This window comes from Stutzerimonas stutzeri KOS6 (assembly GCF_000307775.2).
Classification (GTDB): domain Bacteria; phylum Pseudomonadota; class Gammaproteobacteria; order Pseudomonadales; family Pseudomonadaceae; genus Stutzerimonas; species Stutzerimonas stutzeri_B.
The window spans coordinates 166061-178768 of the sequence record NZ_KK020677.1; the positions used below are offsets into that span (position 1 = coordinate 166061).

General features: G+C 63.0%; 13 protein-coding genes. 9 read left to right on the plus strand and 4 right to left on the minus strand.

Annotated elements, in window-relative coordinates; translation table 11 throughout:
• Positions 1-145: 145 nt before the first annotated feature.
• A complete protein-coding gene (gene ettA / locus B597_RS41245; protein WP_003292337.1) occupies positions 146-1813 on the minus strand; it encodes an energy-dependent translational throttle protein EttA in 1668 nt (555 codons plus the stop codon).
• Positions 1814-2065: 252 nt separating this feature from the next.
• On the opposite strand from ettA, the gene glyA reads away from it, so the two are divergent.
• From glyA to B597_RS41260, 3 genes are all read left to right on the plus strand, one after another.
• Entirely contained in the window at positions 2066-3319 is a 1254-nt protein-coding gene (gene glyA, locus B597_RS41250; RefSeq protein WP_003292338.1) for a serine hydroxymethyltransferase, read from the plus strand.
• Between the two features lie 134 nt (positions 3320-3453).
• Positions 3454-3915, plus strand: coding sequence for a methyltransferase family protein (locus B597_RS41255; protein WP_003292339.1), 462 nt, complete (start codon positions 3454-3456; stop codon positions 3913-3915).
• 56 nt (positions 3916-3971) lie between these two features.
• Positions 3972-4340: a PilZ domain-containing protein gene (locus B597_RS41260; RefSeq protein ID WP_003292340.1), complete on the plus strand. Its 369-nt coding sequence runs from the start codon at positions 3972-3974 to the stop codon at positions 4338-4340.
• 3 nt (positions 4341-4343) lie between these two features.
• On the opposite strand, the gene radA is transcribed toward B597_RS41260, so the two are convergent.
• Positions 4344-5705: a DNA repair protein RadA gene (gene radA, locus B597_RS41265; RefSeq protein WP_003292341.1), complete on the minus strand. Its 1362-nt coding sequence runs from the start codon at positions 5703-5705 to the stop codon at positions 4344-4346.
• 116 nt (positions 5706-5821) lie between these two features.
• Between radA and B597_RS41270 the strand changes: the two genes are divergently transcribed.
• A complete protein-coding gene (locus tag B597_RS41270; protein ID WP_003292342.1) occupies positions 5822-6259 on the plus strand; it encodes a CopD family protein in 438 nt (145 codons plus the stop codon).
• A gap of 103 nt (positions 6260-6362) precedes the next feature.
• On the opposite strand, the gene B597_RS41275 is transcribed toward B597_RS41270, so the two are convergent.
• Complete coding sequence (locus B597_RS41275; RefSeq protein ID WP_003292344.1) at positions 6363-6632, minus strand: HP1242/YdcH family protein; 270 nt, start codon at positions 6630-6632, stop codon at positions 6363-6365.
• Between the two features lie 221 nt (positions 6633-6853).
• On the opposite strand from B597_RS41275, the gene mscL reads away from it, so the two are divergent.
• The gene (gene mscL, locus B597_RS41280; protein ID WP_003292345.1) at positions 6854-7264 is read left to right on the plus strand and encodes a large-conductance mechanosensitive channel protein MscL; all 411 of its coding nucleotides are present in this window, start codon (positions 6854-6856) and stop codon (positions 7262-7264) included.
• Between the two features lie 60 nt (positions 7265-7324).
• On the opposite strand, the gene B597_RS41285 is transcribed toward mscL, so the two are convergent.
• On the minus strand, positions 7325-8353 hold the full coding sequence (locus B597_RS41285; RefSeq protein WP_003292347.1) for a cytochrome-c peroxidase: 1029 nt from the start codon (positions 8351-8353) through the stop codon (positions 7325-7327).
• A 294-nt stretch (positions 8354-8647) separates the two neighbouring features.
• On the opposite strand from B597_RS41285, the gene B597_RS41290 reads away from it, so the two are divergent.
• The 4 genes from B597_RS41290 (at position 8648) to B597_RS41305 (ending at position 12652) form a co-directional block, all read left to right on the plus strand.
• On the plus strand, positions 8648-11083 hold the full coding sequence (locus B597_RS41290) for a Lon protease family protein (RefSeq protein ID WP_003292349.1): 2436 nt from the start codon (positions 8648-8650) through the stop codon (positions 11081-11083).
• Between the two features lie 175 nt (positions 11084-11258).
• A complete protein-coding gene (locus B597_RS41295; RefSeq protein WP_003292351.1) occupies positions 11259-11585 on the plus strand; it encodes a PA4575 family protein in 327 nt (108 codons plus the stop codon).
• 174 nt (positions 11586-11759) lie between these two features.
• Entirely contained in the window at positions 11760-12248 is a 489-nt protein-coding gene (locus B597_RS41300; RefSeq protein WP_003292352.1) for a TIGR00645 family protein, read from the plus strand.
• A 98-nt stretch (positions 12249-12346) separates the two neighbouring features.
• Positions 12347-12652, plus strand: coding sequence for a DUF6482 family protein (locus tag B597_RS41305; protein WP_003292353.1), 306 nt, complete (start codon positions 12347-12349; stop codon positions 12650-12652).
• Positions 12653-12708: the final 56 nt, after the last annotated feature.

Here is a 12708-nt window from a genome sequence, read left to right on the forward strand (position 1 = left end):
GTCCCTTGTCTGTCGCGAGGTCCAGTTGCGGACCGGAAATTGGATGGCGATTATCAGCCAGAAGGCGTTTTGCCACCAGCTGTGAGTCGCATCCCTGGCACGAGAACGGAGCCGCCTGGGCTCCGTTCTTCGTCCAATGCCGGGCTTATTGCGCCAGCTTCTTGTATTTGACGCGGTGCGGCTGCGAGGCCGCATCGCCGAGGCGTTTCTTGCGATCGGCTTCGTACTCGGTGTAGTTGCCTTCGAAGAACATGACGCCGCCATCGTCCTCGTAGGAGAGGATGTGCGTGGCGACGCGGTCGAGGAACCAGCGGTCGTGAGAGATCACGATGGCCGAGCCAGGGAAGTCCAGTAGCGCCTCTTCCAGCGAACGCAGGGTTTCCACGTCGAGGTCGTTGGACGGTTCGTCGAGCAGCAGCACGTTGGCGCCCTGCTTGAGCGTCAATGCCAGGTGCAGGCGCCCGCGCTCACCCCCGGAAAGGTCCTTGACGAACTTCTGCTGGTCGGCACCCTTGAAGTTGAAGCGGCCGACGTAACCGCGCGATGGCACCTCGTAGTTGCCGATGCGGATCTGGTCGAGGCCGTCGGAGACCGCCTCCCACACCGTCTTGCCGCCATCCAGGTCGTCGCGGCTCTGATCGACGCAGGCCAGTTGCACGGTGTCGCCGATTTCGATGCTGCCGGAGTCCGGGGTTTCCTTGCCCATCAGCATGCGGAACAGGGTCGACTTACCGGCACCGTTACCACCGATCACGCCAACGATGGCACCTTTCGGCACGCTGAAGGAGAGGTCGTCGATCAGTACGCGATCGCCGTAGCCCTTGGTGACGTTCTTGAATTCGATGACCTTGTCACCCAGGCGCGGGCCGGCCGGGATGTAGATCTCGTTGGTCTCTGCGCGTTTCTGGAATTCCTGCGACTGCATTTCCTCGAAGCGCTGCAGACGAGCCTTGGACTTGGACTGGCGGGCCTTGGCGCCTTTGCGCACCCACTCCAGTTCTTCCTTCATGGCCTTTTCATGGGCCGACTGCTGCTTGGATTCCTGCGCCAGACGGGTCGACTTGGCCTCCAGCCAGCCGGAATAGTTGCCTTCGTACGGGATGCCCGCGCCGCGGTCGAGTTCGAGAATCCAGCCGGCGACGTTGTCGAGGAAGTAACGGTCGTGGGTGATCGCCACCACGGTGCCCGGGAAATCATGGAGGAAGCGCTCCAGCCAGGCCACCGAGTCGGCGTCCAGGTGGTTGGTCGGTTCGTCCAGCAGCAGCATGTCCGGCGCCGACAGCAGCAGGCGGCACAGCGCTACGCGGCGCTTCTCGCCACCGGACAGGTGCGCGACCCTGGCGTCCCAGGCCGGCAGGCGTAGTGCGTCGGCCGCGACTTCCAGCTGGCGTTCCAGGTTATGGCCGTCGGATGCCTGCAGGATCGCTTCGAGCTTGGCCTGCTCGGCGGCCAGGGCATCGAAGTCGGCGTCCGGCTCGGCATAGGCGGCGTAGACGGCATCCAGGCGGGCCTGGGCGTCCTTGATTACACCAACCGCCTCCTCGACGACTTCGCGCACGGTCTTTTCCGGATCGAGCTGCGGTTCCTGCGGCAGGTAGCCGACATTGATGCCCGGCATGGCGCGGGCTTCGCCGTCGAACTCGGTGTCGACACCGGCCATGATGCGCAGCAGGGTGGATTTACCGGCGCCGTTCAGGCCGAGCACACCGATCTTGGCGCCGGGGAAGAACGACAGGGAAATGTTCTTGAGAATCTCACGCTTCGGCGGAACGACCTTGCTCAGCCGGTGCATGGTGTAGACGTATTGAGCCATGGAAACGAATGCCCGTGACGGTGGTGAAGGATGCCGCCCGGAGGCCGCGAGGGCCGGGAAAAACGGGAGGCATGTAAGGAGCGCAAAGCTACCCGAATGCACCGGTCAGGGCAAACCGCGGGGACGCCTCGGGCGCGCTCAGGCAGCGCTGGCTGTTCATCTTGTGCATGACTATCGCTCATACCCGCCAGCAGTCGGATGGGGTAGAATCCGCGCCTCTCTTTTACCGCCAGCTGATCTCAGAGGACTGCCATGTTCAGCCGTGATTTGACCCTCGCCCGTTTCGACGCCGATCTCTTCGCTGCCATGCAGCAGGAAGCCAAGCGTCAGGAAGACCACATCGAGCTGATCGCCTCGGAGAACTACACCAGCCCGGCGGTGATGGAAGCCCAGGGATCGGTGCTGACCAACAAGTACGCCGAAGGCTATCCGGGCAAGCGCTATTACGGCGGTTGCGAGTACGTCGACGTGGTCGAGCAACTGGCTATCGATCGCGCCAAGGAGCTGTTCGGCGCCGACTACGCCAACGTCCAGCCGCACGCCGGTTCGCAGGCCAATGCCGCCGTCTACCTGGCTCTGCTCAGCGCTGGCGACACCATCCTCGGCATGAGCCTGGCCCACGGTGGCCACCTGACCCACGGCGCCAGCGTGTCCTCGTCCGGCAAGCTGTACAACGCCGTGCAGTACGGCATCAACGACCAGGGCCTGATCGACTACGACGAAGTCGAGCGTCTGGCCGTCGAGCACAAGCCGAAGATGATCGTCGCCGGCTTCTCCGCCTATTCGCAGGTGCTGGACTTCGCCCGCTTCCGCGAGATCGCCGACAAGGTCGGTGCCTACCTGTTCGTCGACATGGCCCACGTGGCCGGTCTGGTCGCCGCCGGCGTCTACCCGAACCCGGTGCCGTTCGCCGATGTGGTCACCACCACCACCCACAAGACCCTGCGCGGCCCGCGCGGCGGCCTGATCCTGGCTCGCGCCAACGCCGAGATCGAGAAAAAGCTGAACTCGGCCGTATTCCCCGGTGCCCAGGGCGGTCCGCTGGAGCACGTCATCGCGGCCAAGGCGGTGTGCTTCAAGGAAGCGCTGCAGCCCGAGTTCAAGGTCTACCAGCAGCAGGTGGTGAAGAACGCCCAGGCGATGGCCGAGGTGTTCATCCAGCGCGGCTTCGACGTGGTTTCCGGTGGCACTCAGAACCACCTGTTCCTGCTCAGCCTGATCAAGCAGGACATCACCGGCAAGGATGCTGATGCTGCCCTGGGCAACGCGCACATCACCGTGAACAAGAACAGCGTGCCGAACGACCCGCGTTCCCCGTTCGTGACTTCCGGTCTGCGTATCGGCACTCCGGCCGTGACCACTCGTGGCTTCGGCGAGACCGAGTGCCGCGAGCTGGCCGGCTGGATCTGCGACATCCTCGACAACATGGGCGACGAGTCGGTAATCGAAGCGGTACGCAGCAAGGTCGAGGCGGTTTGCGCCAAGTTCCCGGTATACGGCAACTAAGCGTTCTAACGCTGCATCGAAAAGCCCGCGAAAGCGGGCTTTTTGCTGTCTGGCGGCTGTCGCGACGCATCTTCCTGATTGCGGGCCATGTGGCGCGCTAGACTGCCGTGTGTCGTTTTTTCGGAGTCCGATTCATGTTCAAGCGCGCCACGGGTGTGATCCTGCCGCCACCGGTCATCTATCTGCTGTTTCTCGCGGCGGCCTGGCTGTTGGAGTCGGTGTTGCCGATCGCATTGCCGCGCAATCTCTGGACTCACTACCTGGGTTGGGGACTGATCGATGCCGGCGTGCTGCTGATGCTCTGGGCCGGGTTGTTGATGCTCTGGCACAGGACCACCGTCAATCCCTACGGCAGGCCCGCCAGGCTGGTGGAGGAGGGCCCGTTCCGCTTTTCACGCAATCCCATCTACCTTGCCGACAGCCTGATCTATGTCGGTATCGCCTTGCTGTGGGGCTCGCTGTGGCCGTGGTTGCTGCTGCCGCTGGTTATCTTCACCATGCAGAGGGGCGTGATCGTGCACGAGGAACGCTTGCTCGGCCAGCTGTTCGGGGCCGAGTATCATGCGTACTGTGGTCGTGTCCGCCGCTGGCTGTGACGCCATTGCCGGGCATGGATGTCTATAGTGAACCCAGAATTTTGCGGAGTGACCTGATGCGTGATACCCCGAGTGACCGCCGACGCTTCCAGCGCATCGAGTTCGATGCGGCGACCGAACTGGTCCAGGGAGAGCGCCGCTGGTCGGTCGAGCTGCTCGATCTTTCCCTCAAGGGGCTGCTGGTCCGCCGCCCGGAATGCTGGGACGCCGATGCGCGGCAGCCGTTCCAGGCGCAGGTGCGCCTTTCCGGCGACACCGTGGTGCGCATGGAAGTGGAGATGGCTCGTGAAGAGGGGGAGCTGATCGGCTTCGTCTGCCAACATGCCGACCTCGATTCGATCGCTCATCTGCGTCGCCTGGTCGAACTCAATCTGGGCGACGAGGCGCTGCTGGAACGCGAACTGGCTGCACTCGGCGGCGAGTAGCGATCACTCGAACAGCGCGTCGAGCGCCTGTTCAAGGCGCGTCACGGCAATGATCTGCAGCCCGGCCGGTGCCTCCTTCGGCGCATTGCCCTTGGGCACGATGGCCCGCTTGAAACCGTGCTTGGCGGCCTCCTTCAGGCGTTCCTGACCGCTGGGTACCGGGCGGATCTCGCCGGACAGCCCGACCTCGCCGAACACCAGCAGATCGGTATCCAGCGGCCTGTTGCGCAGGCTGGAAATCACTGCCGCCATCAGCGCCAGGTCCGCCGCGGTTTCCAGCACCTTCACGCCGCCGACGACATTGATGAAAACGTCCTGATCGTAGGTCGGGATGCTGCCGTGGCGATGCAGCACGGCGAGCAGCATGGCCAGGCGGTTCTGGTCCAGCCCCAGGGTGACGCGCCGCGGATTGGCCAGGTGGCTGGTGTCGACCAGTGCCTGCACTTCCACCAGCATGGGCCGGGTGCCTTCCCAGGTCGCCATGACCACGCTGCCGGGTACCGCCTCCTGGGCCCGGGTGAGAAAGATCGCCGACGGGTTGGTGACTTCCTTCAGGCCCTTGTCGGTCATGCCGAACACGCCCAGTTCGTTGACTGCGCCGAAGCGGTTCTTCACGGCGCGCAGCAGACGCAGGCGCCCGTCCGATTCGCCTTCGAAGTACAGCACGGTATCGACCATGTGCTCGAGGACCCGTGGGCCGGCCAGTGCGCCCTCCTTGGTCACGTGGCCGACCAGGAAGATCGCCGTGCCGCTCTGTTTGGCGAAACGCACCAGCAGCGCCGCGCTTTCACGCACCTGGGCGACTCCGCCTGGTGCCGACTGCAACTGCTCGGTAAAGATGGTCTGGATCGAGTCGATCACCATGACCTTGGGCTTTTCCAGGCGCGCGGTGGCGATGATCGATTCGATGCAGGTTTCGGTCATCACCTTGAGCTTGTCCTGCGGCAGGTCGAGGCGCCGGGCACGCATGGCGACCTGCTGCTGCGACTCCTCGCCGGTGACGTAGAGAGCCGGGAAGCGCTGGGCGATGGCACAAAGGGTCTGCAACAGAATGGTGGACTTGCCGATACCCGGATCGCCGCCGATCAGCACCACCGAACCGTCCACCAATCCGCCGCCAAGCACGCGGTCCAGTTCGCCGGAGGCGGTGGAGAAGCGTGGCACTTCCTCCACGCTGACTTCGGCGAGGGTCTTGATGTTGGCCTGCTCCCCGGCCCAGCCGGCGCGCCCGGACGGTGGCGCGGCGCCTTCGATGAGCGTTTCCACCAGTGTGTTCCAGGCACCGCAGTCAGCGCACTGGCCGGCCCACTTGGGGAAGGTCGAGCCGCATTCGGTGCAGCCATACATGCGCTTGGCCTTGGCCATGGAAAACTCCAGATCGGGGACAGTGGTGCCGCATGATAACGGCTGACTTGATCGCCATCAGCCACAAGCGGCGAACGACCGCTCAGACTGTAAACAAATCGAGCAGGAGTGAGCCCATGCGTCATCTGTTGTTTCTGCATTTGCTGGGCGCCAGCGTCTGGGTCGGGGGGCACCTAGTGCTGCTGTCCGGCGTGCTGCCCGGGGCGCTGCGCCAGCGTGACCCGCAGCCGGTGCGGCATTTCGAGCAGCTCTACGAGCGCATCGGCATTCCGGCATTGCTGGTGCAGATCGTCAGCGGGTTCTGGCTGGCGAGCCTCTGGCTGCCTCATGCCCAGTGGTTCGATTCGTCAGCGATGGCTCGCCTGGTGCAGGCCAAACTGGTTCTGCTCGTAGCCACCGCTTTGCTCGGTGCCCACGCGCGACTTGCGCTCATCCCTCGGCTCGATGCGCAGCGCTTGCCGCAGCTGGGCGTGCATATCGTGCTGATCACCCTCACCGCGGTTGCGTTCGTCTGGGTTGGCTCGGGCTTCCGCTTCGGCGGGCTGCTTGGTTGATTTCAGTGGTCAAGGTCGGCGCCTGCGCTCCCCATATGGCGTAGCCGTCCCGCTGAACGAAAGAAGCCCGCGAAATGCGGGCTTCCCGGAACGACTCAGGCGGTCAGCCGCAGCAACCACCGCAGCAGCTTCCGGAGGCGCGTTTGAGGTCTCGAGCGATATCGTCCTTCAGGTTCACGCGCTCCAGCTTGAGGACATTCAGCGCAGCGTCATCCAGGCTCTCGACGCCGTCTTCCACCCGGCAGATGCGCTTGTCCAGGGACTCGTATTCCTCGGCCTTGCGGGCGAAGGCCGGATCGTCCTGACGCAGCTTGTGCAACTGCTCGCGCTTTTCAGGAAACTCCTTGATCAAGGGATGGTGTTCGATGTGCATGGAGATTGCTCCGGATGGTCAGGAAAGGTCGCCACCTTAATCGCCTGGCCGGCGGAAGCGGTTGACGGCGATCAAGCGAACCCGTTTCGCCGCAGCAGGTCGATGAAAGGCGCGTGGTCGTGGCCTCTGTCGCCAGTCCCGCCTATGCTCTACGGCAGTATCTGCCGCCGAGGCACTGTCATTGCAGGCAGGCCCGTCTTTATCAGAAGGATGGTTTGAATATGAGTCTGATCAACGAGTTCAAGGCGTTCGCCGTGCGTGGCAACGTCGTCGACATGGCCGTGGGGATCATCGTCGGCGCTGCGTTCGGCAAGATCGTGTCTTCGTTCGTCGACGGCGTGGTAATGCCCCCGCTGGGGCTGCTGATTGGTGGAGTGGACTTCTCCGACCTGGCGATCGTGCTCAAGGAGGCAGCAGGTGAAACGCCGGCCGTGTTGCTGCGCTACGGGGCCTTCATTCAGACCGTGGTGGACTTCCTGATCATCGCCTTCGCCATTTTCATGGCGATCAAGGCGATCAATCACCTCAAGCGCAAGGAGGCCGCGGCTCCATCGGCGCCGCCGGCACCCTCCAAGGAAGAACTGCTGCTGACCGAGATTCGCGATCTGCTCAAGGAGCAGAACCGCGGTTGAGCGGGGTCTGGAAGAGAGGGACGAGTCACCCGGCGCATGGCACCGGGTGACTGGCAGCGGTCACTCCGGCTTCGGGGTGTCCGCAGTGCTGGCTGGCAGTACGGGGTAGGCCACTTGTGGCTGCTTGCCGGTGAGGCTGTGGAGGAAGGCGGTGATGGCACCGACTTCGTCGTCGCTGAGCTGGCGGCCGAGCTGGCTGTTGCCCATGATCGCCACGGCCTGCTCCAGTTCCCAGACCTCACCGCTGTGGAAGTACGGCGGAGTCAGCGCGATGTTACGCAGCGGCGCCGCGCGGAACACGTACTCGTCGTCAGCGGTGTTGGTGACCGTGAAGCGGCCCTTGTCGCCGGCCGGCAGGATGTCGGCGCCCGGCTTCTTGATCACGCCGAACGGGAAGTAGCTCTGGCCGCCGACATTGACGCCGTTGTGGCAGGCGGTGCAGCCGACGTCCATGAACAGGGCGAGGCCTTTCTTCTGCTTGTCGTCCAGCGCCTTGTCCTCTCCCTTGAGGAAGCGGTCGAACGGCGAGTTCGGAGTGGTCAGGCTGACTTCGAAGGCTTCCAGGGCGTAGGCCATGTTGTCGAAGCTGACCGGGTCCTTGTCCTTGGGGAAGGCCTTTTTGAACTCGGCGGCGTACTCGGGAATGCTCTTGAGCGTCGCAACGACGCGTTCGGGGGTGCTGTTCATTTCCACGCTGGCCTGAACCGGGCCCTTGGCCTGTTCCTGCAGATCCTTGGCGCGGCCGTCCCAGAATTGCGCGGCGTTGAAAACCGCATTCAGTACGGTCGGCGAGTTGCGCGGGCCTTTTTGCCAGCCGTGGCCGATGGAGGTCGGTACGTTGTCGCTGCCGCCGATGCTCAGGTTGTGGCAGCTGTTGCAACTGATGACATGACTGCTGGAAAGGCGTGGGTCGAACCAGAGCTTGTGGCCGAGTATCGCCTGATCTTTGCTGACCTTCTGCCCGCGGACTTCGGTGACCTTGTCCGGTATCGGCTTGAAGATGGCATTGGCGCGTTCGCGAAGGTCATCGGCATTCGCGACGCTGGTGAATATTAGGCTGCTAAGCAATAGGGGGAGGGAAGAGCGCATCACGGGAAGCTCCTTTTTTGTGTTGGCTGGAGCTAGGAGGCACTTTTTGGTCAAGCGACCGTTTGATCTACATCAAGGCCATCGGAATAGGCGGGTGCGGTCAAATGTATCTACCTGTGTCGGTGGTCTGGGGCAGACCTGGCAGACTCCGGGATCGCACCCCGTCGGGCGATTTCCCTGCATGGTGCTCTCGAGCTGGCGAAGGCTCGGGTGCCGGCCTTGCGGCGCGGCCGACGCAGCGCCAGAATGGCGCCATCAATACGTGGCTGCGCGCCACTCCAGCAAGGATTCCCGATGCCTGAAACTGTCGCTGCCGGCCTGCGCCTGGCACCCGATGCGCTGACCCGTCCCTTCGAGCCCAGCCAATTCGACTTCAAGACCACCGCCGAGCTCGAACCTTTTCTCGGCGTGCTCGGCCAGGAACGGGCAGTCGAGGCGCTACAGTTCGGCGTGGCGATGCCGCGTCCCGGTTACAACGTGTATGTCATGGGCGAGCCGGGAACCGGGCGTTTCTCCTTCGTGCGGCGCTATCTGAAGGCCGAGGGCAAGCGCCTGGACACGCCGTCGGACTGGGTCTACGTGAACAATTTCGACGAGCCTCGCGAGCCCCGGGTGCTCGAGCTGCCACAGGGCGGCGCCACAGCCTTCATTGCCGACATCAACCAACTGATCGACAACCTGCTGGCGACCTTCCCGGCCGTGTTCGAACACCCCAGCTTCCAGCAGAAGAAAAGCGCGATCGATCGCGCCTTCAACCAGCGCTACGACAAGGCGCTGGATGTGATCGAGAAGCTCGCGCTCGAGAAGGAAATCGCGTTGTATCGCGACAGCACCAACATTGCCTTCACCCCCATGAAGGAAGGCAAGGCGCTGGACGAAACCGAGTTCGCCCAACTGCCGGAGGCCGAGCGTGAGCGTTACCACGAGGACATCTCGACTCTGGAAGTGCGTCTGAACGAGGAACTGGCGAGTCTGCCGCAATGGAAGCGCGAGTCGACCAACCAACTGCGCCAGCTCAACGACGAGACTATCAGCCAGGCGCTGCAGCCGCTGTTGGTGCCCTTGTCCGAGAAGTATGCGGAGAACGCCGGTATCGAGGCGTACCTGCAGGCCGTGCAGGTCAACCTGCTGAAGACCGTGGTCGAGCAGCTGGTGGACGAGAACCGTCCGGAGGCGCAAAACCGCGTGCTGCTGGAAGAGCAGTACAGCCCGAGCCTGGTGGTCGGCCATCCAGTGGATGGCGGTGCGCCGGTGGTGTTCGAGCCGCATCCGACCTACGACAACCTGTTCGGCCGCATCGAATACAACACCGATCAGGGCGCCCTCTACACCAGCTATCGCCAGTTGCGCCCGGGTGCGTTGCACCGTGCCAATGGCGGCTTCCTCATGCTGGAAGCGGAGAAACTGCTGAGCGAGCCCTTCGTCTGGGAAGCACTCAAGCGCGCCCTGCAGTCGCGCAAGCTGAAAATGGAATCGCCGCTCGCCGAACTGGGTCGCCTGGCTACCGTGACGCTGACGCCGCAGGTCATCCCGCTGAACGTGAAGGTGATCATCATTGGCTCGCGCCAGCTCTACTACACGCTGCAGGACCTGGATCCGGACTTTCAGGAGATGTTCCGGGTCTTGGTGGACTTCGACGAGGACATCCCGCTGGCCGAAGACAGCCTCGAGCAATTCGCCCAGTTGATGAAGACCCGCACCTCTGAAGAGGGCATGGCGCCGCTCACGGCGGCAGCGGTGGCGCGCCTGGCCACCTACAGTGCGCGCCTGGCCGAGCATCAGGGGCGCCTGTCGGCGCGCATCGGCGACCTGTTCCAATTGGTCAGCGAGGCTGATTTCATCCGCCAACTGGCCAAGGACGAGGTGACCGACGTCGGCCACATCGAACGTGCCCTGAAAGCCAAGGCGACCCGTACCGGCCGCGTGTCGGCGCGGATTCTCGAGGACATCCTCGCCGGCGTGATCCTGATCGACAGCGAAGGCGCGGCGATCGGCAAGTGCAACGGGCTGACGGTGCTGGAGGTCGGCGACTCGGCGTTCGGCATGCCGGCGCGTATTTCCGCCACGGTCTATCCGGGGGGCTCGGGAATCGTCGATATCGAGCGCGAAGTAAACCTCGGCCAGCCGATCCACTCCAAGGGCGTGATGATCCTCACCGGCTACCTCGGCAGCCGCTATGCCCAGGAATTTCCGCTGGAGATTTCGGCCAGCATCGCGCTGGAACAGTCCTACGGCTATGTCGACGGCGACAGCGCTTCACTGGGTGAGTGCTGTGCACTGATCTCGGCGCTGTCTCGCACGCCGCTCAAGCAATGCTTCGCCATCACCGGCTCGATCAACCAGTTCGGCGAGGTGCAGGCGGTTGGTGGCGTCAACGAGAAGATCGAAGGATTCTTCCGCCTCTGCGAGGCGCGTGGGCTGACCGGCGAGCAGGGCGTGATCATTCCCTTCGCCAACGTCACCACGCTGATGCTCGATGAACGCGTGCTGGAAGCCGTGCGTCAGCAGCGCTTTCATGTCTATGCGGTGAGGCAGGTGGACGAGGCGCTCTCGCTTCTGGCGGGGGAGGATGTCGGCACGGTCAACGAGCAGGGGCACTTCCCCAAGGGCAGCGTCAACGCCAGGGTGGTCGAGCGCCTGCGTGACATTGCCGAAATTGAACTGGAAGAGGAAGGCAAGAGCGAGTCGGCACCAGCGGATCAGGCATCGTCTGCTGCTGGGGAAAGCTAGGCTGCTCGAATTGTGCGCTTTTTGAACGGAACGATAGCGCTGGCGGCGGGTCTGCAGTGAAGGAGGGCATCCACCCTCCATTCACAGGGTTATCCACAGCTTCAGGGGATAAACCGGCCTGCGTGCGAACTCCATTTTCCGGAGATCCGCGCCAGCCGATGCGAGGACCGCCGCCATGCTGCACAACCTATGTCTGAGTCGCCAGTGCCTGGGCCTGGTTACCCGAATCGAATGCGCGATACGCCCGCTTGCCGGCGGGAACGGTCTGTGGACACTGCTCTGTGCAGCCGGGCTGGCCGACGGTCAGCCCACCGCGATCAAGGTGCAGGGCCCATTCCACGGCCCTGTGATGGCTGAGTCGGTGCTTGCCGCGATAGCCGAGAACCTGATGAAGCAGGGCTACAGCGAGTCGAACGCCCCGTCCATCTGGCAGTTGCACATGCAAGCTGAGTTGCGTCGGGTCAACGCGAATCAGGGGCGCTTTCTGAGCGGCTGGGAATAGAGTCCGTTCGGCAGCAGAGTGCTACGAAGCGCTTGCGCCGGCCCGTTATTCCGAGAAGAGCTGGCATCGGCCGAGCATCTTATCCACACCCGGACTGCGCAGCTTGCCTGCCTTGGTGCGCCTGGCGCGGCTGCGTATACTCGCCTTCCTTCGTCATTCTCGTGTGAGATCTCCATGGAGCGCATTCTCGAAAATGCCATGTACGCCGCTCGCTGGCTGCTGGCCCCCATCTATTTCGGCCTGGCGTTCGCCCTGCTGGCGCTGGCGATCAAGTTTTTCCAGGAAATCTTTCATATCCTGCCGGCCATCCTGTCGCTGAGCGAGGCCGAGCTCATTCTCAAGCTGCTGTCGCTGATCGACATGGCGCTGGTCGGTGGCCTTCTCGTGATGGTGATGATTTCGGGCTACGAGAATTTCGTTTCGCAACTGGACATCGAGGAGGGCAAGGAAAAGCTCGACTGGCTAGGCAAGATGGATTCGGGCTCGTTGAAGATGAAGGTCGCGGCCTCCATCGTCGCGATCTCCTCGATCCATCTGCTGCGCATGTTCATGGATGCCCAGCAGCTCGATAGCGAGAAGCTGATGTGGTATGTGATCATTCACCTGACGTTCGTGGTCTCGGCGTTCGCCATGGGTTATCTCGACAAGCTCACCAAGCACTGAGGGCAAACGCCCGTCGTTCTACTGGCATCGACTGGAAAAGCTGTACAGAAATCTATTTTTGTTAAATATTCTGTATCGGTTTTTTCCGGGGATTTGCCATGAATTTTCAGGACCTCGCGCGCCATGCCGATGCCGGGCGTATCGATGCCCTCGAGCTGATTTCCCTCGAGGGCGGCATCTATCTTCTCGACATCCATCTACAAGGGCAGCGCCACAGTCTGATCGATGATCGCGGCCAGGTCTGGCATCTGCGCTCGGTTGAGCATGCCCGCGACCTGCTGCGTGAATTGCCCTCGCTGCCTTTTCATCTGGTGCAGCAGTCGCCCTACGACGAGATGTGCGGTCTCGCAGAGGGTGCCCGCGAACCGCTGCGTGTGCCGATCGGCATGCGCTCGCAGTGGTGAGGTTCCTTTGCCATGGTCGCTGCATCAATGCGGTGACCGCTGCTCTTCAGGATGAC

Coding starts and splice junctions, on each gene's coding strand:
- ettA (WP_003292337.1), bottom strand. CDS start 1,813: ATGGCTCAATACGTCTACACCATGCACCGGCTGAGCAAGGTCGTTCCG.
- glyA (WP_003292338.1), top strand. CDS start 2,066: ATGTTCAGCCGTGATTTGACCCTCGCCCGTTTCGACGCCGATCTCTTC.
- B597_RS41255 (WP_003292339.1), top strand. CDS start 3,454: ATGTTCAAGCGCGCCACGGGTGTGATCCTGCCGCCACCGGTCATCTAT.
- B597_RS41260 (WP_003292340.1), top strand. CDS start 3,972: ATGCGTGATACCCCGAGTGACCGCCGACGCTTCCAGCGCATCGAGTTC.
- radA (WP_003292341.1), bottom strand. CDS start 5,705: ATGGCCAAGGCCAAGCGCATGTATGGCTGCACCGAATGCGGCTCGACC.
- B597_RS41270 (WP_003292342.1), top strand. CDS start 5,822: ATGCGTCATCTGTTGTTTCTGCATTTGCTGGGCGCCAGCGTCTGGGTC.
- B597_RS41275 (WP_003292344.1), bottom strand. CDS start 6,632: ATGCACATCGAACACCATCCCTTGATCAAGGAGTTTCCTGAAAAGCGC.
- mscL (WP_003292345.1), top strand. CDS start 6,854: ATGAGTCTGATCAACGAGTTCAAGGCGTTCGCCGTGCGTGGCAACGTC.
- B597_RS41285 (WP_003292347.1), bottom strand. CDS start 8,353: ATGCGCTCTTCCCTCCCCCTATTGCTTAGCAGCCTAATATTCACCAGC.
- B597_RS41290 (WP_003292349.1), top strand. CDS start 8,648: ATGCCTGAAACTGTCGCTGCCGGCCTGCGCCTGGCACCCGATGCGCTG.
- B597_RS41295 (WP_003292351.1), top strand. CDS start 11,259: ATGCTGCACAACCTATGTCTGAGTCGCCAGTGCCTGGGCCTGGTTACC.
- B597_RS41300 (WP_003292352.1), top strand. CDS start 11,760: ATGGAGCGCATTCTCGAAAATGCCATGTACGCCGCTCGCTGGCTGCTG.
- B597_RS41305 (WP_003292353.1), top strand. CDS start 12,347: ATGAATTTTCAGGACCTCGCGCGCCATGCCGATGCCGGGCGTATCGAT.